This is a genomic window from Pseudomonas sp. FSL R10-0399, from assembly GCF_009600165.1.
In the GTDB taxonomy this organism is placed as follows: Bacteria; Pseudomonadota; Gammaproteobacteria; order Pseudomonadales; family Pseudomonadaceae; genus Aquipseudomonas; species Aquipseudomonas helleri.
The window spans coordinates 1-20,158 of sequence record NZ_WIWK01000108.1 but is presented as its reverse complement, the minus strand read 5'-3'; the positions used below and the strand labels follow the sequence as shown (position 1 = coordinate 20,158).

20 protein-coding genes are annotated in these 20,158 nt (G+C 56.8%); 8 read left to right on the top strand and 12 right to left on the bottom strand.

The window, feature by feature from the left end:
* The 4 genes from cobJ to GHO41_RS23635 all read left to right on the top strand — a co-directional run.
* Positions 1-778, top strand: a 778-nt coding sequence (gene cobJ / locus GHO41_RS23650; protein ID WP_153434792.1) for a precorrin-3B C(17)-methyltransferase, incomplete at its 5' end; no start/stop codon positions are given.
* 368 nt (positions 779-1,146) lie between these two features.
* The gene (locus GHO41_RS23645) at positions 1,147-2,055 is read left to right on the top strand and encodes a hypothetical protein (RefSeq protein ID WP_153329652.1); all 909 of its coding nucleotides are present in this window, start codon (positions 1,147-1,149) and stop codon (positions 2,053-2,055) included.
* Positions 2,056-2,082: 27 nt separating this feature from the next.
* Positions 2,083-2,826 carry a hypothetical protein gene (locus GHO41_RS23640; RefSeq protein WP_048366518.1) on the top strand — a complete coding sequence of 248 codons (744 nt, stop codon included), beginning with the start codon at positions 2,083-2,085 and terminating at the stop codon, positions 2,824-2,826.
* Positions 2,786-3,448 (top strand): hypothetical protein, encoded by a 663-nt coding sequence (locus tag GHO41_RS23635; protein WP_153434791.1) that lies wholly within the window; start codon positions 2,786-2,788, stop codon positions 3,446-3,448. The genes GHO41_RS23640 and GHO41_RS23635 overlap by 41 nt, the downstream gene beginning before the upstream one ends.
* Positions 3,449-3,493: 45 nt before the next feature.
* On the opposite strand, the gene GHO41_RS23630 is transcribed toward GHO41_RS23635, so the two are convergent.
* The 8 genes from GHO41_RS23630 to prmA form a co-directional block, all read right to left on the bottom strand.
* Positions 3,494-4,090 carry a MarC family protein gene (locus tag GHO41_RS23630; RefSeq protein ID WP_048366516.1) on the bottom strand — a complete coding sequence of 199 codons (597 nt, stop codon included), beginning with the start codon at positions 4,088-4,090 and terminating at the stop codon, positions 3,494-3,496.
* Between the two features lie 179 nt (positions 4,091-4,269).
* Complete coding sequence (locus GHO41_RS23625) at positions 4,270-7,047, bottom strand: response regulator (protein WP_371929015.1); 2,778 nt, start codon at positions 7,045-7,047, stop codon at positions 4,270-4,272.
* A 103-nt stretch (positions 7,048-7,150) separates the two neighbouring features.
* Entirely contained in the window at positions 7,151-8,446 is a 1,296-nt protein-coding gene (gene purD / locus GHO41_RS23620; protein ID WP_153434790.1) for a phosphoribosylamine--glycine ligase, read from the bottom strand.
* A gap of 175 nt (positions 8,447-8,621) precedes the next feature.
* Positions 8,622-10,229, bottom strand: coding sequence for a bifunctional phosphoribosylaminoimidazolecarboxamide formyltransferase/IMP cyclohydrolase (purH, locus tag GHO41_RS23615; RefSeq protein ID WP_153434789.1), 1,608 nt, complete (start codon positions 10,227-10,229; stop codon positions 8,622-8,624).
* 81 nt (positions 10,230-10,310) lie between these two features.
* On the bottom strand, positions 10,311-10,631 hold the full coding sequence (gene fis, locus GHO41_RS23610) for a DNA-binding transcriptional regulator Fis (RefSeq protein WP_019408796.1): 321 nt from the start codon (positions 10,629-10,631) through the stop codon (positions 10,311-10,313).
* Positions 10,628-11,641 carry a tRNA dihydrouridine synthase DusB gene (gene dusB, locus GHO41_RS23605; RefSeq protein WP_048366512.1) on the bottom strand — a complete coding sequence of 338 codons (1,014 nt, stop codon included), beginning with the start codon at positions 11,639-11,641 and terminating at the stop codon, positions 10,628-10,630. The genes fis and dusB overlap by 4 nt, the downstream gene beginning before the upstream one ends.
* A gap of 217 nt (positions 11,642-11,858) precedes the next feature.
* Complete coding sequence (locus GHO41_RS23600) at positions 11,859-13,115, bottom strand: DUF3426 domain-containing protein (protein ID WP_153434788.1); 1,257 nt, start codon at positions 13,113-13,115, stop codon at positions 11,859-11,861.
* Positions 13,116-13,145: 30 nt separating this feature from the next.
* Positions 13,146-14,024 carry a 50S ribosomal protein L11 methyltransferase gene (gene prmA, locus GHO41_RS23595; RefSeq protein ID WP_153434787.1) on the bottom strand — a complete coding sequence of 293 codons (879 nt, stop codon included), beginning with the start codon at positions 14,022-14,024 and terminating at the stop codon, positions 13,146-13,148.
* Positions 14,025-14,458: 434 nt separating this feature from the next.
* On the opposite strand from prmA, the gene GHO41_RS23590 reads away from it, so the two are divergent.
* The 4 genes from GHO41_RS23590 to GHO41_RS23575 are packed head-to-tail and all read left to right on the top strand — an operon-like array spanning position 14,459 to position 16,810.
* Complete coding sequence (locus tag GHO41_RS23590) at positions 14,459-14,998, top strand: PAAR domain-containing protein (protein WP_153434786.1); 540 nt, start codon at positions 14,459-14,461, stop codon at positions 14,996-14,998.
* A gap of 5 nt (positions 14,999-15,003) precedes the next feature.
* Positions 15,004-15,930 (top strand): DUF6402 family protein, encoded by a 927-nt coding sequence (locus GHO41_RS23585; protein ID WP_153434785.1) that lies wholly within the window; start codon positions 15,004-15,006, stop codon positions 15,928-15,930.
* Positions 15,927-16,370, top strand: coding sequence for a hypothetical protein (locus tag GHO41_RS23580; RefSeq protein WP_371929014.1), 444 nt, complete (start codon positions 15,927-15,929; stop codon positions 16,368-16,370). Before GHO41_RS23585 ends, GHO41_RS23580 begins: the two co-directional genes overlap by 4 nt.
* The gene (locus GHO41_RS23575; protein ID WP_153434784.1) at positions 16,367-16,810 is read left to right on the top strand and encodes a hypothetical protein; all 444 of its coding nucleotides are present in this window, start codon (positions 16,367-16,369) and stop codon (positions 16,808-16,810) included. The genes GHO41_RS23580 and GHO41_RS23575 overlap by 4 nt, the downstream gene beginning before the upstream one ends.
* A gap of 120 nt (positions 16,811-16,930) precedes the next feature.
* Here the strand turns inward: GHO41_RS23575 and accC are convergent, their stop codons facing one another.
* The 4 genes from accC to GHO41_RS23555 form a co-directional block, all read right to left on the bottom strand.
* Entirely contained in the window at positions 16,931-18,289 is a 1,359-nt protein-coding gene (gene accC, locus GHO41_RS23570; protein WP_048390888.1) for an acetyl-CoA carboxylase biotin carboxylase subunit, read from the bottom strand.
* A gap of 17 nt (positions 18,290-18,306) precedes the next feature.
* Positions 18,307-18,768, bottom strand: a complete 462-nt coding sequence (gene accB / locus GHO41_RS23565) for an acetyl-CoA carboxylase biotin carboxyl carrier protein (RefSeq protein WP_048366506.1) — start codon at positions 18,766-18,768, stop codon at positions 18,307-18,309.
* A gap of 25 nt (positions 18,769-18,793) precedes the next feature.
* Positions 18,794-19,249, bottom strand: a complete 456-nt coding sequence (gene aroQ, locus GHO41_RS23560; RefSeq protein WP_003439222.1) for a type II 3-dehydroquinate dehydratase — start codon at positions 19,247-19,249, stop codon at positions 18,794-18,796.
* Positions 19,250-19,379: 130 nt separating this feature from the next.
* Positions 19,380-20,158 (bottom strand): thioredoxin family protein (locus GHO41_RS23555; protein WP_153434783.1); only part of this gene is annotated, 779 nt, incomplete at its 5' end.

Genomic DNA, 20,158 nt, shown 5'->3' with positions numbered 1-20,158 from the left:
CATCGGGCGTGCACGCGGGCGTTTGGCCGTGATTGGTCTGGGCCCCGGAGCCGCCGAGTTGATGGTGCCCGCGGTGAAAGCCGAGCTGGCGCGGGCCAATGACGTGCTGGGGTACGAGACGTACGTGCGCATGGCCGGGCCGTTCCGGGCTGACCAAGTGCTGCACTGCACCGACAACCGTGAAGAAATGCAGCGTGCGCGTCACGCCTTTGAACTGGCGGCGCAAGGTCGCTCAGTGGTGGTGGTGTCTTCGGGGGACCCTGGCGTGTTTGCCATGGCGGCAGCCGTGCTCGAGGCGCTGCATGAGTCTGCTGATCCGCAGTGGCACAACGTTGATCTGGAGATCTTGCCGGGCGTCTCGGCGTCGCTGGCCACAGCGGCCCAGGCGGGTGCGCCTTTGGGTCATGACTTTTGCGTGATGTCGCTGTCGGACAACCTCAAGCCCTGGAGCATCATCGAAAAACGTCTCGACCTGGCCTCCCAGGCGGACCTGGCCCTGGCGTTCTACAACCCGATCTCCCGTTCCCGGCCCTGGCAATTGGGCGTGGCCCTGGAAATCGTCGCGCGGCATCGTACGCCGCGAACGCCGGTGGTACTGGGTCGTGACATCGGTCGCCCCGGCCAGACGTTACGCGTCACCACCCTGGGGGAACTGACCCCGGAACAGGTCGATATGCGCACCATGGTCATTGTCGGGTCCTCCACCACCTGCACGTTCCCGCGAGCAGATGGCCGCGAGTGGGTATATACACCGCGTTGGTACGGTGACAAGCCTTGATCGTGTGAGTTAATTAAAGGGGGGGCTGCCTGTGCCTTGGCAGCCGATCGACCTTCTTTGGCCTCGTGACTTTTGGGTGGGTGTTTAAAAGATCACGAGGCCATGCTTCGGCAGGTGCTCATTCGGTTTTTTTAAAGGTATGAGAGTGTCTGAATATTCCTCAGTGTTTGTTAGTTAAGTCGCAGATGATTGTTGATAACGCTCATGCTGACCTGGGATATTGCCATTAAGTACTGGGTATATACTTTGAAATAAATGGCGCGCTTTGCAGGGGCGAGTATTCAAGAGGTGTGGGCGGTATATTGCTGAAAAAAAGTAATTGTTTAAGTTAAATTATTTCCTGGATTGTTGTCTTTCGTTGATCAGGTATGCAGTGGACGCTTGAGGCTGGTGTGTCTAAGGTTTCAATTGTCTGCATTCGCAAGACAATTAATTTAACGGCCATGATGGCTGCAGGAGTAAATGATATGGATATTAAAGATTTAAGTGATGAGGCCTGTGTTGAGTTTATTAAAAGCCTGGAGATCCCGGTAGTTGAGCCAGCGATACTGACTCGCTCTATCATGCTGACAGCTCGCTCCGGTATGGATATTAATGGTCCCGCTAAGAATGTTGATGGTAACGAGGGCAGCGCTTTTGTAGCCGGTAACAGCGTTGTCTCTTTTGTTGGAGGTTTGGAATCACAGCTAAAACAGGACGTAATGGATAGCGTGTTGTTTGCACAGTTGGCAGCAGATAAGAAATTCCCCAATAAAGATACGCATCGTGTTGAGCGATACAACCTGTACAACCAGATTCTATCGTACTGCGGTTGGACAACGACAAACGAGTCCATGCATAAAGTGACCGGTCTGAAGCAGAAATTTACTATGGACCAAATTGCGCTGGAAATAATTGCAAGTGTTGTGGGCCCAAATAAAGCGGTGCTGGAGATTGTGGCCATGGTCTTTGGCGCTCTGGCTAAAAACCCCAAGGCGCTTAGTCTGTTTGAAAATCAGGCAAAGGGGGTTGATGCGGGTAATTTTCAGATCCTGCCATGTATCGCAACCAGCGATGGTGAAGTGATAATGATAAAAACCTGCATGCAGTTCAGTTCGTCAAAACGCGTGACCAAGGTTCTTTTTTGGGAGTGGAGTAACACCGATGTGAGTTTGTACACTGCCGCCAGTAATACAACGCTTAATCGGCGTCAATATGGAGTCGTTCGTAATACTATTATGGAAAAGCTCGGTACTTCGGGAAAAAACTTTATCGAAAACATTGATATAGATATTTAACTCAGGCGCAGCAAGGAGTTTGTGGCGATGGAAGAGTCTAATAAAGTCTATGTCAATGCCGGCATACTCGCGATGTGCCTGCCCGGTACTGTGCTCACAGCGCAGCAGCAAGAAGACGTCATGAACTCGTTGTTGTTTGCGGAGTTGAGTGCTCGTGTAAAGCACCCGCTAGCACAGCACAATACGGAACGTGAACAGGCTGTTCAACGGATGCTGGATAACTTGTGCTGGATTCGTTTAAACCAACCTGGCGTTGTGTCGAAATCTTCACGGACCTTGACCGTGGTTGATGTTGTAACGGCTAAAAGCCTGAGTATGTTTCCCTCTCGAGTCAGTTCAGGTTTTATTGAATTGTTGAAGAAGCTCAAGTTCTTGCCGTCTCAAAAGGCGCTGGATGTTTGGCATGAAAAAACTGTCTCGCCCGTTCATTCTGATCATACGGCCAGCACTGATTGCCCAGTACCTGATGAGTTTAATGTGTGCGTTAAGTTCGCGATTTTAGATGCAGAAGGTGTTCTTCATACCTTGATGCTGGCGTTTACCACGCACACAAAACTACTAAGTAATTACCTTTCTCAGACGATCAAGATCGAAGAAAGTGCAGGGCTGCACGTCCAAGCCTACACCTATGAGCTAAATGCACAATGCTTCTCTCGTTTGCGTGAGTCGGTGGCTGAAAAACTGAAGATTAAAAAAAATCAGTATGTACTGCCTTGGGCCTGCTCTGCTGATGGCAAATGCCCTCCCGTCCTCACTCAACAAGGTCTTTGATAATGCTATGAATGCGAAAATGATTGGCAGCACGCTCACCTCTTTTGTCGGGGAAGTGTCCGAGGCCAGCAAGCAGGATATTCAAGACTGTTTGCTCTATGCGCAATTGTATGCCGACAGGGGAGGGACTTCAGGGCCTTGGACGTGGTTGTCAAACTATCAATATGCTCTGTTTAGCATTGGCTTTTCGCTTAAGGCTTACATCGTTGAGCAGCCATTATTGATTTCGGATGCTCACCAAGTTCGCGATTACAAGGTGCAGGTAGCGGGTGTGGGTAGCTCTGAGCGCCTGGCCAATCTGCTGGGTGTTCTATTTGACAGTCTTCACCTGGAGCGCGATGCCTTAAGTTATTTGAATGAGCCGCCCATTACGTCACATGCCACCCACTATCAGTGTGCGCCGTGTGAGAGGACTCAGCAGGGTGAATTAGTGGTTTTTGTATGTGCTCTGCAACTCAGTTGTACGCCTCATGATAAGAACCCGGCACTGACCTTTGTACGTCTGAATTCAAAGGGTGGCCGTTTTCAATTTGATGCGGCTGTGTATGCAGCAATGAAAAATGAAGTTCAGGATGTTATTCGTGGTTTTACGAATACGATGATCCAAAACGTGGAGCTGTAAAAAAGCACTGCCCATGGCTGTCAAGCATGGGCAGTGCCAATTTAATTAGGGCACCAAGTAGCCTTTTATCCCGGTAAAGATAATTTGCGCCGCCAGCGCACACACGAATAGCCCCATCAAACGGCTGATAATCTGCAAGCCCTGCTCGCCGACAATGCGTTCGATCCTGTTGGACAAATACAGCACCAACCCGACGGTGAGGCTGGCCATGACAATACTGGTGATCGCCATCAGCTTGTCATCCCAGTGAGGCTGGCTGACGCCCATCACCAGCAACGCACCAATGGTACCGGGGCCAACGGTGATCGGAATGGTCAGCGGCACAATGGTGACGTCTTGCTGAACATTGTCGCTTTGCACGGCAGACTTGCCTTGGGCCATGCCCAGCGCCGAGATGAACAACACACTGCCGGCGCCAATGCGGAAGGCATCGACAGTGATGCCGAAAACGCTAAAAATCATGCGCCCGAACAGGTAGAGCAACACGCTGGAAATCACGGTTGCCAGCGCTACTTTCCATGCCAGGCGGCCACGCTCCTTGTTCGAGTAACCGCGTGTCAGGCTGATAAAACACGACAGTACGAAGAACGGGCTGTAGAGCACCAGCATCTTCAAGTACACACTGAACAAAACATGCAGCATGGTCTGAGCTCACATCGCAGGAAGTCGTCGAAAGTCTATCAGGGGTTTGGCGGTCTGTCGGGCGGTGTTAAAAACACCCTGCGGCTACAACGACACACTGTGTAGAAGCGAGCTTGCCTCGCGATCTTTTGACTTTAAAAGATCGCAGCCTTCGTGCCTCGGCAGCGACTACAACTGCCCTACGACGGCTGCGCCTGAGACTGTCGCAGCTCGCGCTGCACCACCCAATACTCGACCAGCTCGCGCAGTTGCGACAGTTCGACAGGCTTGGCCATGTGGCCGTCCATGCCGGCCTGGCGTGCGCGCTCTTTGTGCTCAGTCAGAATATGCGCGGTCAAGGCAACGACCGGGGTGCGGACGCGCTGGTGGCTGACTTCCCAGGCGCGTAATTGCTCGGTGGCTGAGAAGCCGTCCAGTACCGGCATTTCGCAATCCATGAGCACCAGGTCGTAACGCTGGGCTTTCATGGCCTGCAGCGCTTCTTCGCCGTTGGAGGCGGTGTCCGGGTGCAAGTTGAGTTTGCTCAACATGCCACGAATCACTTTGGTCGAAATGTTGTTGTCTTCGGCCACCAGAATGCGGAAGTTGCTGGGCACGCTTAGGGGGGCTGAAGGCCCGCTGCCCAATGGCGGTGTGACGCCAAGGCCATTGTTGCGTTGGGTCAACTCGTCGGCCAAGGTGGTTTTCAGGGTATAGCCCGCCACCGGTTTGGCCAGGATGCGCTTGATGCCGCAGTTGCGCGCAATGATCTTGCTCGGTGCATTGCTGATGCCCGTGAGCATCACCAGCAAGATATCGTGGTTCAGGCTTGGGTCTTCTTTGATCTTGGCGGCCAGTTGCATGCCGGTCATGCCCGGCATGTTCTGGTCCAGCAAGACAATATCGAAGTAGTCGCGCAAGTGCGCCTTGGTGCGCAGCAAGGCCAGTGCCTCTTTGCCCGAGGCGGCGGCGCTGACATTCAAGCCCCACGCCGAACATTGCTGCACCAGTACTTTGCGGCACGTGTCGTTGTCATCCACCACCAGCACGCGGGCGCCTTTGAGCGGGCTGTCCAGGTCGGAGGTGGGGTGCTCAAGCAGTTGCGGGTCCAATGGCAGGGTGAGCCAGAAATTGGTGCCCTTGGTTTGCCCGGTCTTGATGCCGAACTCGCCGCCCATGAGGGTGATCAACTGGCGGGCAATGACCAGCCCCAGATGGCCGCCCAAACGGGTGGCGGCGAGGAAGTTTTTGCTGTGCAGTTCGGCGTGCAGCAGTGCCTCGCGCTCTTGCTCATCCATCGGCTGGCCCGAGTCTTGAACGGCAATGCGCAAGCGTGGGGCATCACTGCGTTCCTCTAGCGCAACCACGATAAGGATTTCGCCTTCGTCGGTTTTTTTCAGGGCGCTTTCCAGCAGGCTCAGCAGGGTTTGACGCAAACGCGTAGGGTCGCCATTGATCACCCGAGGTACTTGCGGCTGGATAAAGCTGATGAGTTCGACGTTTTGCTGTTCGGCCTTGGTGCGGAAAATACTCAGGCAGTCATCGATCAATGCATTCAGGTCGAACTGCACGTCGTCCAGTTCGATCTGCCCGGACTCCAGCTTGGAGATGTCGAGGATTTCGTTGATCAGCGTGAGCAGCTCGTTGCCGGCGCTGTGGATAGTTTGTACGTAGTCACGTTGTTTGACGGACAACGGCGTGCCGAGCAGCAGTTCTGTCATGCCCAGCACGCCGTTCATTGGCGTACGGATCTCATGGCTGATCTTGGACAGAAACTCGGCCTTGGCATTGATCTCGGCGTTGCTGGCGGCGAGGTCGCAACTCAGGTTGAGCTGGTCTTCGGTGATGCTCCGCGTTCGTTCACTCAGCGCGATGCCCATCAGCAGGCCGCTGAGGCACACCACCGCCATCAGGGCCAACACCAGCTCTTGCGGTGCGATCAGGGTCAACCCCAGCAGGGCGGGCAGGATCAGCAGGGTGCCGATATTGAAAATAATCATGGCCACGACAAACAAACGAGCCGGGCGGTAGCCCTGCTGCAAGTGGTAACTGGCCACCAGCAGGATGCTGAGGCTGGTCAGCGCAACCAGTAAATAGGTGGTCAGGTTCAGCGGCAGGCTGTTGAAGAACAGCAGCAGCAAGCCACACAGGCCTACTATGAGGATGTCGATCAGCAGCAGTCTATGCAGCGGGTGCGGCCCACGGCTGGAGAAGAAGCTGTAGGTGAACAGCAACCCGCACGGTGCGGTGAGTATCAGTGCCAGATAGGCGCCAGGGGTTTGCCAGCTGTGCCATTGCGGGAACCACGGGCTGAGCAGGTTTAAAAAGAGCGCCGAGCTGGCCAGCAGCAAGGTCTCGCACAGTGCCAGCCACAGGCAACTGATGGTGCGCGAGAAGGCAAAACGAATCAGGTTGTGCAGTACCAGCATCGCGATGCCGCCCATCAGTAGCCCATAAAGCAGGGTGGTGCCCTGATCGGCAGCGAGGACAACGGCGGTACTGAGGGTAATGTGCGGGCGCAGTTGGTGTTCAGATTCCATGCGCAGGTAAACATCCAGAGGCTGATCGCTCTGGGGCAGCGGTAACAGGTAGTCGCTGCTGGACAGTGGTTTTTCGCTTTGTGGCAGGTTGTTGCCGGTGGTCACTTCGGTGATCAGTTTGTGATCATCGAGGACATACAAATCAAGGCGTGAGAGGTCGGGGGCGAACACCCGCAGGATCTGCTCATGCTGGTCGGGCTGTAAGCGGAACTTCAGCCACAGGGCTTCGCCGGGTTCGGCAGCCACCATGTTTTCAAGTTCGATGGAGGTGAACTGGCTATTCAATCGGGCTGAGCGCACATCGCTCAGTTGCAGGTCGCCTTGCGGGTCGGACAGCATGGACCAGCTGCCACCTGATGCGGCATGAGCCGGCATCAGGCAGAGCAGGGTTGTCAGCAGGCTGACAGTTATTCCTATGGCGATCCTAAGCCAGCGCACGGTGAAATCCCTTCGTCGATTGTTGCAAGTCGGTCACTATGCGCGGCGCTGGAAGAGTTAGGCAAGGCTGATCCATCCCCGTCTATCCATATGGATGGACTTGTTACTGGGATTCACCGCGTTCGCGTGCAATGGCTCGGTAGCCAATGTCATGACGGTAGAAACAGCCGTCCCACTCGATGGCTTTGGCCAAGGCGTAGGCTTGCTTTTGCGCCGCCTCAACCGTGTCGCCCATCGCCGTTGCACACAGCACGCGACCACCTGAGGTGACCACTTCGCCAGATGCATTCAGCGCGGTGCCCGCGTGGAATACTTTGCCTTCCAGTTTCGCTGCAGCGTCCAGTCCGTGGATTACAGCGCCTTTAGTGTAGTCTGCCGGATAACCACCTGCCGCCAGCACAATGCCCAAACTTGGACGTGGATCCCATTGTGCTTCAACTTTATCTAGCGCTTGGGCCAATGCGGCTTCAATCAGCAGCACCAGGCTCGATTGCAGACGCAGCATCACCGGTTGAGTCTCCGGATCGCCGAAGCGGCAGTTGAACTCGATGACTTTCGGGTTGCCGGCTTTGTCGATCATCAGACCGGCATACAGGAAGCCGGTGTAGACGTTGCCTTCTTCAGCCATGCCGCGCACGGTCGGCCAGATCACCTGGGCCATCACGCGCTGGTGAACTTCAGCGGTGACCACTGGAGCAGGCGAGTAAGCACCCATGCCGCCGGTGTTCGGGCCGGTGTCGCCGTCGCCGACGCGTTTGTGGTCCTGGCTGGTGGCCATAGGCAAGACGTTCTTGCCGTCGACCATCACGATGAAGCTGGCTTCTTCGCCGTCGAGGAACTCTTCGATCACCACACGCGAACCGGCTTCGCCGAAAGCGTTGCCAGCGAGCATGTCGCGCACGGCGTCTTCGGCTTCAGCCAGGGTCATGGCGACGATCACGCCTTTGCCGGCGGCCAGGCCGTCAGCCTTGATCACGATAGGCGCGCCAACCTTTTGCAGGTAAGCCAGCGCTGGCTCGATCTCGGTGAAGTTCTGGTAATCGGCGGTCGGGATCTTGTGGCGAGCCAGAAAGTCCTTGGTGAACGCTTTCGAGCCTTCCAGCTGAGCGGCGCCAGCGGTCGGGCCGAAGCAATCCAGGCCACGGGAACGGAACAGATCAACCACACCGGCTACCAACGGGACCTCTGGACCAACGATGGTCAGGGCAACGTTCTTCTCGGCAAAATCAGCCAGTTGCTCAAGGGCCAGCACGTCGATAGCAACGTTTTCGCACTTGGCTTCAATGGCGGTGCCAGCGTTGCCGGGGGCAACGAATACTTTAGCGACACGCGGGTCCTGCGCTACTTTCCAGGCCAGTGCGTGTTCACGGCCACCGCTGCCAATGATGAGGACGTTCAAGTCAGACTCCTTCGGAGTAGTTGTTAGCTACAAGCTTCAAGCGGCAAGTAAAAGCAAATGTGTGGTGCGCTTACTGACTCTTTAGGCTCTAAATTATTGGGGCTGCAAGGACCAGGAAAAGCGACACATATCCGCTCCAACTTGCCGCTTGCAGCTAAACGCTTGCCGCTTCGTCTTAATGACGGAAATGGCGCATGCCGGTGAACACCATGGCAATGCCCGCTTCGTCGGCGGCGGCGATTACTTCGTTGTCGCGCATCGAGCCACCTGGCTGGATCACTGCAGTGATACCGGCTTTAGCAGCGTTGTCGATGCCGTCACGGAACGGGAAGAATGCGTCCGATGCCATGACTGCACCTTGTACCTGCAAGCCAGCGTGCTCAGCCTTGATGGCGGCAATGCGGGCCGAGTTTACGCGGCTCATCTGGCCTGCGCCCACACCGATGGTCTGACGGCCTTTGGCGTAAACGATGGCGTTGGATTTAACGTACTTGGCCACTTTCCAGGCGAAGATCAGGTCGTTGATCTCTTGCTCGGTCGGTGCGCGCTTGGTCACCACTTTGAGGTCTTCGCTGCCGATCATCTGGATGTCACGGCTTTGCACCAGCAGGCCGCCGTTGACGCGTTTGAAGTCCCAGGCCGGTGCGCGCTCTGCGCTCCACTCGCCGCAGGCCAGCAGGCGCACGTTGGCTTTGGCGGCCACGATGGCGCGGGCTTCTTCGCTCACTGACGGAGCGATGATCACTTCAACGAATTGACGCTCAACAATGGCCTTGGCCGTTTCGGCGTCCAGCTCACGGTTGAAGGCGATGATGCCGCCGAACGCCGACTCGGTGTCCGTCGCGTAAGCCAGTTCGTAGGCCTGACGGATGCCGCCTTCGTTGTCCGGGCTGACAGCCACGCCACACGGGTTGGCGTGCTTGACGATCACGCAAGCCGGTTTTACGAAGCTCTTCACGCACTCCAGCGCAGCGTCGGTATCGGCTACGTTGTTGAACGACAGCTCTTTACCTTGCAGTTGGGTCGCGGTGGCGATGCCGACTTCGGCAGGCTTGGCCTCAACGTAGAATGCCGCGCTCTGGTGCGGGTTCTCGCCGTAGCGCATTTCTTGCGCCTTGATGAACTGGCTGTTGAAGGTGCGCGGGAACTGGCTGCGGCCTTCGGTGTTGAGGGTTTCAGCCGCCTGGTTCACGGTGCCCATGTAGTTGGCGATCATGCCGTCGTAGGCAGCGGTGTGTTCGAACGCCTTGAGCATCAGGTCGAAACGCTGTGCGTAGGTCAGGCCGCCGGCCTTGAGGTTTTCCAGGACGTTGGCGTAGTCGCTGGCATTCACCACGATAGCCACGTCTTTGTGGTTTTTGGCGGCGGAGCGAACCATGGTCGGGCCGCCGATATCGATGTTTTCGATCGCGGTCGGCAGGTCGCAGCCTGGCTTGTTGATGGTGGCTTCGAACGGGTAGAGGTTAACGGCCACCAGATCGATCGGCTTGATGCCGTGCTCGTTCATGATGTCGTCGTCAATGCCGCGACGACCGAGGATGCCGCCATGGATTTTCGGGTGCAGGGTCTTCACCCGACCGTCCATCATTTCCGCAAAACCTGTGTAGTCCGCCACTTCAACAGCGGCAACACCGTTGTCTTGCAGCAGCTTGAACGTACCGCCAGTGGAGAGGATCTCGACGCCGAGGGCTTCCAGTTCACGGGCGAAATCAAGGATTCCGGTTTTATCGGAAACGCTGATTAGAGCGCGGCGGATCGGCAGGCGGGTAGTCTGATCGGTCATCTCGATTTCCATCAAAAGCAAAGGAGTCAGCAAAAAAGGCGGCCTGTTTTATCAGGACGCCTTTCAGGTTTGATTGAATGCTTACAGCAGATCGTACTGTTTGAGCTTTTTGCGCAGGGTGCCGCGATTGAGTCCCAGCATCTCGGAGGCCTTGGTCTGGTTGCCCTTGACGTAGTTCATGACGCACTCGAGCAAAGGGGCTTCGACTTCGGAAAGCACCAGGTTGTACACGTCCGTGACTTCAGCGCCCTCCAGGTGGGCGAAATAATTGTGCAGCGCCTTTTCGACACTCCCGCGAAGGGTCTGACCTTCTTCGCTCGGCGTATTGAGGTGCTGTTTCAAATTGACGTTGTCGCTCACGGGCGTTGTTCCACTCACTAATGTCTCGGTCATCATCGTCATGCGGCCACCCATCCTTCGTCCCCTGTCCCCAGGCTCTTATGTCGTTCGGCGAAAAACGCCTGAACGTTGGCGCATTGTGCTTCCGTATCTTCCAAACGATTGAAGTGGGCGCGAAACTCCTTGGCGCCCGGCAAGGTTGCGAGATACCAACCGACATGCTTGCGGGCAATACGTACCCCCAATACCTCCCCATAGAAGGTGTGCAGTGCGGCCAGATGCTCTAGCAGAATACGTTCCACTTCGGCCATTTCTGGTGCCGGCAACAGCTGGCCGGTACGCAGAAAGTGGTCCACTTCGCGGAAAATCCAGGGCCGCCCTTGAGCCGCCCTGCCTATTAACAGTCCATCGGCACCGGTGGCGTGCAGCACGTGCCGGGCTTTATGGGGTGAATCGATGTCGCCATTGGCAAACACCGGTATCGACACGGCCTGCTTGATCGCGGCAATGGTGTCGTACTCGGCCTCGCCGGTGTACAGGTCTGCACGGGTTCTGCCGTGCACGGCCAGCGCTTGAATACCGGCCTGTTCGGCGATTTTTGCCACCGTGAGGCCGTTCTTGTTGTCGCGGTCCCAGCCGGTACGGATTTTCAGGGTGACCGGCACATCAACTGCGGCCACAACGGCCTGCAGGATCTCGTTCACCAATGCTTCGTCTTTCAGTAACGCGGACCCGGCGGCCTTGTTGCAGACCTTTTTTGCCGGGCAACCCATGTTGATATCAATAATCTGTGCGCCCAGTTCCACATTGGCCCTGGCGGCGTCTGCCAGCATTTGCGCATCACCGCCGGCGATCTGCACCGAGCGGGGCTCGGGATCACCGTCGTGAATCATGCGCAGGCGCGATTTACGACTGTTCCAGAGACTCATGTCACTGGTCACCATTTCCGACACAACCAGGCCCGCGCCCATTCGTCGGCAAAGCTGACGAAAGGGTTGGTCGGTGACACCCGCCATAGGGGCGAGAATCAAACCGTTTTGCAATGTGTATGGGCCGATGCGTACCGCCGACATAGGACTTCCCTGTTGTGGGGCCGGATCTGGGGAGTTCGAAAAAGGGTTGGCATGATACCCGCTCTCGATGACTGGATAAAGACGAAATTGGATGATTTTTGAACAATAGAGGCTGAAAGCCAGCTTCAAGCCTCAAGCTACAAGCTTCAAGCCGCAGCAGATTTGCTGCTGGCTTCTAACTTGCGGCTTGCCGCTTATCGCTAAAAGCGCAGCGCGCTCATTCCGGGGAATGAAAACTCAGGCTGTAATTCACCGCTTTCGGGCCCGGATCCAGGATGTCGAGGGCAATGTGGATAGGCGTTTGCGGCGGCATTTCGGCCTTGCCAGTCAGGTCGCCGCTCAGGTATTCGCCGGGTTTGAAACGGCGGCTGGCGATCATTTTGCCGTTCAGGTCGGCAAAACGCAGCTCCAGCAGCGGGTAGGGCTGGGAAAACGGCGCGCGGTTGTAGAGGATGGCGTCCACCACCAGCGCACCGGCGAATTCCGGGTGGCTGCGCACCACCAGATTGCTGCTTTTAATGCGGTCTATATCGACCTTGGAAGGCACGCTGCAGCCGATTTGCGGGCACAGTTGCTGGAAGAGCGGCCGGTATTGGTCCTGGCGAGCCAGTTCATCGAAGTGATACGCGATGTATTGCCCGGCCAGTGCAACGGCGGCCAGCAACACCAAGAGCGTCCAGAGCAGGCGCTTGCCCCACGGCGAGCGGCGTTTTTGCCAGTCCAGGTGCAACGGGTCGTCTACCAGGTCCAGCAGGACGTCGTCGCGCACACCCGGTTCGCTGCGTGTGCGTTTGTCTTTGGTCGCCGAGGCAGGGGCCAGAGGCTCATCGTCCTCGTCGTCATCCACCGCAGACAAATGCTCGCCGCGCAGCTCCGGTTCATCGTCGTCATCTTTGCTGAGCCTGAGCGGCGGCGTGTCGTCGGGCTCGTCGATGTCCAGCGACAGCGATGGCTCGGTGCGCCCGGTTTCAGCTGGTTCGATGTCGTCTTCGACGGCCTTGACCGCGAGTACTGAGGTTTCGGCACGTTCTGCTGCGGATTCACTGAACAAGCTGCCTGACCATTGGCTTTCGTCGGCGTCGCTGGTGTCGCGGCGAGCGCTTAGCGCACTGGTTTTGGCTTTTTGCGACTGACCGAAACTTTTGCTGGGCTGAATCTCCCGTTCTTCAAGCTTGGCCAGCTCTTCGTCCAGGTCCAGGTGCTCAAGGTCCAGCTCGGCCACTTCCCAATGCGCCGGGCTGATGGCCTTGGGCGCAGCAGGCGGCTCAACGGCCACAGGTTCTGCAATAAGTGGCGCCACAGTTGTAGGCAACTGCTCTGTTTCGGTGCCTTTATTCAGCAGTTGCTGTGCGGCATTGAACACTTGCAGGCAGGAACCACAGCGCACCACGCCGCGGGCCATGCTCAATTGAGCATGGCTGACACGGAAGCTGGTTTGGCAATGTGGGCACTGTGTAACGAAGCTATCGCTCATGCGGCCATCCGGGTTAAGCAGGCTTGTATTCTAGCGTCGACGACCGCTGATGCGCACCCAGCCATCGCGGTTGGCGATAGGGTCCAGATCAAAGTCTTGAGCGTAGGCAGCGGCGACGTCTTCGCCTTGCTCGGCGAGGATGCCGGACAGCGCCAGGCGGCCACCGGGCTTGACCAGGCTGGACAGTTGTGGGGCCAGGGAAACCAGCGGGCCGGCCAGAATGTTGGCGACCAGCACATCGGCCTGCACCTGCGGCAGGTCTTCAGGCAGGTACAGCGGGAACAGCTCTGGCGCCACGTTGTTGCGCCCGGCGTTGTCGCGCGAAGCTTCCAGCGCCTGCACGTCGATGTCGGTACCAACGGCTTGCTTGGCGCCCAGCAACAGCGCAGCGATGGCCAAAATGCCCGAGCCGCAGCCAAAGTCCAGCACGTCGCAGTCTTTGAGGTCCTGGCCGTCGAGCCATTCCAGGCACAGCGCGGTGGTCGGGTGAGTGCCGGTGCCAAACGCCAGGCCCGGATCCAGCAGCAAGTTCACGGCCTCAGGCTCGGGTGCAGCGTGCCAGCTTGGGACGATCCACAGGCGCTGACCAAAACGCATGGGTTCAAAATTGTCCATCCAGCTGCGTTCCCAGTCCTGGTCTTCGATGACTTCGGCGTGGTGTTCTGGCAATGGCGAGCCGGTCAGCAGCTCCAGATGGGACAGCACCAGCTCGGCTTCGGTACCGCCTTCGAACAGGGCCAGCAAATGGGTGTGCGACCACAGCGGCGTGGTGTTGAGCTCAGGTTCAAAGATCGGCTGATCTTCGGCATCCATAAACGTTACCGAAACGGCACCGACTTCGAGGAACGCGTCTTCGTAGGTTTCGGCTTGTTCTGGGCTGATGGCGAGGCGTACTTGCAGCCAAGGCATGGCGGGCACCTTTGAAAAATAGGAATGTGCAGCCGGAGGGGCTGCGAGAAACGCGCCAGTTTACGCGAGCGCAGGCCTCCCTGCTATGGCAGGCCATCTGTAGGGGCGGGCTTGTTTCAACATAAACCCTAATAAGGCGCAGCTTGTAGTCGCTGACGAGGCACGAGGCTGCGAAGCGGGCCACTTGGCAATCCATCGCAGCCTCATCCTTCGGCAGCGACTACAAGGTTTCTGCGGTGTGAGGGCGTCCTAGGGGCATTCGTGCAGGTATTTGATATTGGGATGATGGCGTTTATGGAAGCGTCCTACATACCGGGATCACCAATCTGGGCACTCTCTTCCTGATTACTGTGTGTGAGGTTCATTCATTCTATGACTGGGCTTCATGGTTCTCAGCCGTGCTCCCTTTAGGGGCTATGCAAAAGGAGAGGCTTATGGCCCGGGGCTATTTTATTGGTCTGGACGACAAAACGACCTGCGGTGGCAAGGTGCTGGAGTCAGACCCTGGCATTACGTGGAATGGCATTCAGCATGCCCTTGAAGGCCACTTGGTCAGCTGCGGGCAGGACGGTAAGGCCTACCCGATCTGTGGCGGTGTGGATGGTTTTATCAGCAATGGCCGGCGGGTGGCTGGCACGCTGGACAGCCGCAGCGGTTGCCCCTGTCAGGCCGAACTGATTGCCTCTGTGACCGTGCATTCTTATGTCAGCGATTCAGCCCCGGCATTTAAGGGCGGCTTGTTCGCCGCGCCGCAGCCCATGCCCGCCACCCTCAGCACAACGTGCGACGAGCGTTTTCAGTTGCTCAATCAACGTGGCTTGCCCTTAGGGCAACTAGGGTATGCCGTGCTGCAAAACGACCACTGTGTGGGTTACGGCACACTCGATGCGCAAGGCCATACCTGCTCGTGCTCCAGCGATGGTCCTGAACAATTGGGTATCGCCATCAACGCCCCGTCACCGGTTATGGAGTAAGCAGCATGTCCTTGAATGATTTTCAGCGCACCAACGCCGCAGGGCCGGACGCCTTGTATCAACTGCCGCAGGCCAACTCACACACCTACAGCCCCACCGATACACCGGCCAAAAAAGTGGTCGTGCAGAGCCTTGCCCTGAGCCGCTTGCCGGGCGCCATGCGCTCGATGGGCTGGCATACGGCGGCGGCCTTGATGCAGCGCTGGTTTGACAGCCCTGCGTGGGCGATGCCGGAGTCGTGGAAGGAGCGTAAAACCCAGCCTGATCCTCTCACTCTGAAACCGGCGCAGTGCGATGAGAGCATTGTAAAAATGGAGTGGGCCATGGGGTATGAGCGCTGTCGCGAGGCTGTTGACGAGGCAGAGTCTTTGCTAACGAACCCTAACGGGATTGAGCGCTTGAAAGACCTGTTAAAGAGGTCCGGATGGATGGGGTATGGAGTGCGAAAGCTGGGTTCAAACTTAATGTCCTCTTTGCAAATGGATGTTGTATCGCAAGTAAATTTCACTAGGTTCGGGTCCACTTGGGCCGCGCTCGATGACATGTACGGAGCCTTAGGTATTGCCGTTTTGAAAGTAGGAGTAGTCGGAGAGGCATTTACTGAGGTAAATCCAGTTACCAAACAAGTCCGTTATCTTTTTCATATAGAGCAGGTAGGTTTCTTTATTCGCGACCATTACGACTTCAATAGTCTGCAATATCTGGGCACTTGGACCGAAGATCGTGTGCTGACCAAGGCAGAGACCGCTTTTACCTTGAGTCTTCATGGTCAAGTTGTATTGCGTCTAAAGGAGGGTCCTTTTGCTGCAGTCACCAATGGTGATTTTCGCGACTATCGTGACAAAACAGGCAAAGGCGGCGACTTCATAATTTATTCAGATGTACTCTGGAGAAAATCTGGGCAAGTCATTGATCTTGGGGAGTGGGTGTGAAGCCAGCCTCACGACGGATAGCCTTTTTCATGGTTTTTATCTGTATTGCCGGAGTGATATGGGAGGCTTCGCAATGGTGGGAGAAAGGCTTGGCGGAGCGTTTGGGTGATCCTGAAATAAGCCCCGGCGGTTGTTATCGGGTTGAGAGCTTCAAACCTTTTTGGGTGCTACCCAATATTTTTCATAGGCGACCGGATCCTAATGAAGTCCACTCACCAGAGTGGTTTCCGTGGTGGGGATATCCAGGTTTTTTTCGCCTGTACGATCATCGCACTGAAGAATTGATCTCAGAAACCAAGGTTCATGACTGGGATTCGATCGTTGAGAAGGTGAGTTGGGGAGGTGGTTCAGGTCAGGTGAGGTCCGGCATGATTCGTATCGGGCCCAACCTTCCCGACTGCATAGGCGATGTCCCCGGAAAAGTGAGGCGCGAACAATGAAGCCCAGCTCGCGACGCATCGCCTTTTTCGTAGCCTATATCACCATTGCGGGCGGGTTATGGACCGCTTCGAACTGGTGGGAAAGAGGATGGGCTACGCGACTGGCTACCGATAGCGTCAGCCCCGATGGCTGTTATCGAGTCCAGAGTTTCAAGCCCTATTGGGTTCTGCCAGATACCTTTCATAGGCGCTCAGACCCCAATGAAGATCAGCCGGCTGAGTGGTTTCCATGGTGGGGTTATCCAGGTTTTTATCGTCTTTTCGATAATCGCAGTGGTGAGTTGATTTCAGAAACCGACATCTATGATCTGGAGTCAGCGGGAGGCGGGCTTAGTTGGGGCCAGGGTTCTGGCTATGTGATGGCCGGTATGATCATCATCGCCTCCAACCTCCCGGATTGCACAGGCGATAACCCCGGCAAAACCAGGGGCAAGCCATGACAGCCATGACGCCCCCATCGTTTCTACCCGGCCTGAATCAATTTAGTAGGCACCCAAAAAACTGGCACCCCGGACACAACAAAGCCGCTCGAAAGCGGCTTTGTTGAGCAGGATACAAACTTACTTGTTAGCCAGTTTGTGTTCCAGGTAGTGAATGTTGACGCCGCCTTCGCAGAAGCCTTCGTCATTCACCAGGTCGCGGTGCAGCGGGATGTTGGTTTTGATCCCGTCGACCACGATTTCGTCCAGCGCGTTACGCATGCGAGCCATGGCTTCGTCACGCGTCGCCCCCCAAGTGATCAGCTTGCCGATCAGGGAGTCGTAGTTGGCCGGAACCTTGTAGCCGCTGTACAGGTGCGAATCGACGCGAACGCCGTTGCCGCCCGGTGCGTGGAAGTGCTTGACCATGCCTGGGCTCGGCATGAACGTTGCCGGGTCTTCAGCGTTGATCCGGCATTCCAGCGAGTGACCGTGAATGTTCACGTCAGCCTGGGTGAAGGACAGCTTGTTGCCTGCCGCAATGCTCAACATCTCTTTAACGATGTCTATGCCGGTGACCATTTCGGACACCGGGTGCTCTACTTGCACACGAGTGTTCATCTCGATGAAGTAGAAGCGACCATTTTCGTACAGGAACTCGAAAGTACCCGCACCACGGTAGTTGATGTCAACGCATGCCTGAACGCAGCGTGCCAGAACTTCCTGGCGAGCCTTCTCGTCGATGCCCGGTGCTGGCGCTTCTTCCAGAACCTTTTGGTGACGACGTTGCAGCGAGCAATCGCGGTCGCCCAGGTGGATCGCGTTACCCTGGCCGTCGGAAATAACCTGGACTTCCACGTGACGTGGGTTGGTCAGGTATTTTTCCAGGTAGACCATCGGGTTGCTGAACCAGGCGCCGGCTTCTTCGCGGGTCTGCTTGGCGGCTTCGATCAGGTCTTCTTCACGGTGCACAACGCGCATGCCACGACCACCACCGCCGCCAGCGGCTTTGATGATCACCGGGTAGCCGACTTCACGGCCAATGCGCAGTGCGGTTTCAGGGTCTTCCGGCAGCGGGCCGTCAGAGCCTGGAACAGTCGGTACGCCCGCCGCGATCATGGCGTGCTTGGCCGATACCTTGTCGCCCATCAGGCGAATGGTGTCAGCTTTCGGGCCGATGAAGGCAAAGCCGGATTTCTCGACTTGTTCGGCGAAATCGGCGTTTTCAGCCAAGAAGCCGTAGCCCGGGTGAATCGCCGTGGCGCCCGTCACTTCGGCTGCCGCGATGATCGCCGGGATGTGCAGATAAGACAGGTTGGCTGGTGCCGGACCAATGCAGACGGTTTCGTCTGCCAGACCCAGGTGCATCAGTTCCTTGTCGGCAGTGGAGTACACCGCGACGGTCTTGATGCCCAGTTCCTTGCACGCCCGCAGGATGCGCAAGGCGATCTCGCCGCGGTTGGCGATCAGGACTTTTTCCAGCTTCTGAGGCTTCAACATCGTTGGCTCCCCGTGGTTCAAACGATGGTGAACAGCGGTTGGTCGAACTCAACCGGCTGACCGTTTTCTACCAGGATGGATTCAATGACACCGGCTTTTTCAGCGGTGATGTGGTTCATCATTTTCATCGCTTCAACGATGCAAATGGTGTCGCCGACTTTAACGCTCTGGCCCACTTCTACGAAGGCTGGCGAAGTTGGCGCTGGCGTGCGGTAGAAGGTGCCGACCATTGGCGACTTGACCACAAAGCCGTTCAGTTTTGGAGCAGCAGGTGCTTCAGTCACGGTGGCAACCGGCGCAACAGCCACTGGCGCAGCAGCCGGAGCTTGTTGCATTGGTGCTGGTGCGTAGAACTGTTGAGCTGGGGTCTTGCTGTGGCGGCTGATGCGTACGGACTCTTCGCCTTCTTTAATTTCCAGCTCGTCGATGCCGGACTCTTCCAGCAGTTCGATCAGTTTCTTGACTTTACGGATATCCATGAATCGTCAACTCCCAATGGGTGGGTCAGGGGCGTTTAGCTTGTAGTTCAAGCTGTTCCAGGGCGGCCTCCAAGGCCAGTCGATAACCGCTGGCGCCAAGGCCGCAGATCACACCTACCGCAACGTCGGAGAAGTAGGAGTGATGGCGGAAAGGTTCGCGTTTGTGCACGTTAGACAAATGCACTTCGATGAATGGGATGCTCACCGCCAGCAGCGCGTCACGTAATGCCACGCTGGTGTGGGTAAAAGCAGCCGGATTGATCAAGATGAAATCCACCCCTTCATCGCGGGCCGCATGAATCCGGTCGATCAATTCATACTCGGCATTACTTTGCAGGTAGAGCAAATGGTGACCGGCGTCGCGAGCCCGCTGCTCCAGATCCTGATTGATTTGCGCCAGGGTAGTCGCGCCGTAAACGCCCGGTTCGCGGGTGCCTAGCAGGTTCAGGTTGGGGCCGTGCAGAACCAGAAAAGTCGCCATCTGCTGTTCCTTGTAATGTGTGCGCAGTGATCAGTGCCGGGCGACTATGCCGAAAAGCTGAATCAGTGTCCAGTTGTGTACAAAAGCCAGCACAATGACCGATGTTCGCGAAAAGTTTGTGACCAAGGCTCTAGATCTGGTCATTCGCGTTCGCGACACGTTCGGCGAAGTCCGCCGCATTGATCTCGCCAATGACCCGTTGGTCACTTTTTTCCTGGCCATTTTTGCCGAAGAACATCAGTGCCGGTGGGCCGAACAATTGGTAGTGATCGAGCAGGGCACGCTGCTCGGCATTGCTGGCGGTCATGTCGAAGCGCACCAGCCGGTAACCCTTGAGCAGGTCCAGCACACGCGGGTTGTTCAGCACTTCATGCTCAAGCACTTTGCAACTGATGCACCAGTCGGCATACCAGTCCAGCAACAGCGGCTGGCCAGCCGCCTTCGCCTCGGCCAGCACGCTGTCGAGCTGGGCTTTGGTGCTGATGGTTTGCCAGTCACCCGCAGCTTGCGGTGCGCCGGTGATACTGGCGTTGCTCGCGGTTGCAGGGCCCAGAGGGTTGAACGGATCACTGTGACCGCTTAATGCGCCGAACCAGCAGGCCAGCGCATAGACCAGCAGAAACAACCCCAGCAGTTGCGCCAAACGTTGGCGCGGGGCTTTGTAGACGAACTCGAGGGTGCCGAGAAACAGGCTCACTCCGGCCGCCAGCACACCGATCAACAGTAACGTCAGCGGGCCGGGCAGTACCCGGCTAAGCAAGCCGATCGCCAGACCCAACAGCAGCACGCCGATGGCGTTTTTCACTGTGACCAACCACGGCCCGCTTTTCGGCAGCCAGGCCGCGCCGCCAGTGGCCACCAACAACAGGGGGGCGCCCATGCCCAGGCCGAGGGCGAACAGCTTCAAGC

Excerpts from the sequence above, each read along its gene's own strand:
- GHO41_RS23645 (WP_153329652.1), top strand. The coding sequence starts at position 1,147 with ATGCAGTGGACGCTTGAGGCTGGTGTGTCTAAGGTTTCAATTGTCTGC.
- GHO41_RS23640 (WP_048366518.1), top strand. The coding sequence starts at position 2,083 with ATGGAAGAGTCTAATAAAGTCTATGTCAATGCCGGCATACTCGCGATG.
- GHO41_RS23635 (WP_153434791.1), top strand. The coding sequence starts at position 2,786 with ATGGCAAATGCCCTCCCGTCCTCACTCAACAAGGTCTTTGATAATGCT.
- GHO41_RS23630 (WP_048366516.1), bottom strand. The coding sequence starts at position 4,090 with ATGCTGCATGTTTTGTTCAGTGTGTACTTGAAGATGCTGGTGCTCTAC.
- purH (WP_153434789.1), bottom strand. The coding sequence starts at position 10,229 with ATGACCGATCAGACTACCCGCCTGCCGATCCGCCGCGCTCTAATCAGC.
- fis (WP_019408796.1), bottom strand. The coding sequence starts at position 10,631 with ATGACGATGATGACCGAGACATTAGTGAGTGGAACAACGCCCGTGAGC.
- dusB (WP_048366512.1), bottom strand. The coding sequence starts at position 11,641 with ATGTCGGCGGTACGCATCGGCCCATACACATTGCAAAACGGTTTGATT.
- GHO41_RS23600 (WP_153434788.1), bottom strand. The coding sequence starts at position 13,115 with ATGAGCGATAGCTTCGTTACACAGTGCCCACATTGCCAAACCAGCTTC.
- prmA (WP_153434787.1), bottom strand. The coding sequence starts at position 14,024 with ATGCCTTGGCTGCAAGTACGCCTCGCCATCAGCCCAGAACAAGCCGAA.
- GHO41_RS23590 (WP_153434786.1), top strand. The coding sequence starts at position 14,459 with ATGGCCCGGGGCTATTTTATTGGTCTGGACGACAAAACGACCTGCGGT.
- GHO41_RS23585 (WP_153434785.1), top strand. The coding sequence starts at position 15,004 with ATGTCCTTGAATGATTTTCAGCGCACCAACGCCGCAGGGCCGGACGCC.
- GHO41_RS23575 (WP_153434784.1), top strand. The coding sequence starts at position 16,367 with ATGAAGCCCAGCTCGCGACGCATCGCCTTTTTCGTAGCCTATATCACC.
- accC (WP_048390888.1), bottom strand. The coding sequence starts at position 18,289 with ATGTTGAAGCCTCAGAAGCTGGAAAAAGTCCTGATCGCCAACCGCGGC.
- accB (WP_048366506.1), bottom strand. The coding sequence starts at position 18,768 with ATGGATATCCGTAAAGTCAAGAAACTGATCGAACTGCTGGAAGAGTCC.
- aroQ (WP_003439222.1), bottom strand. The coding sequence starts at position 19,249 with ATGGCGACTTTTCTGGTTCTGCACGGCCCCAACCTGAACCTGCTAGGC.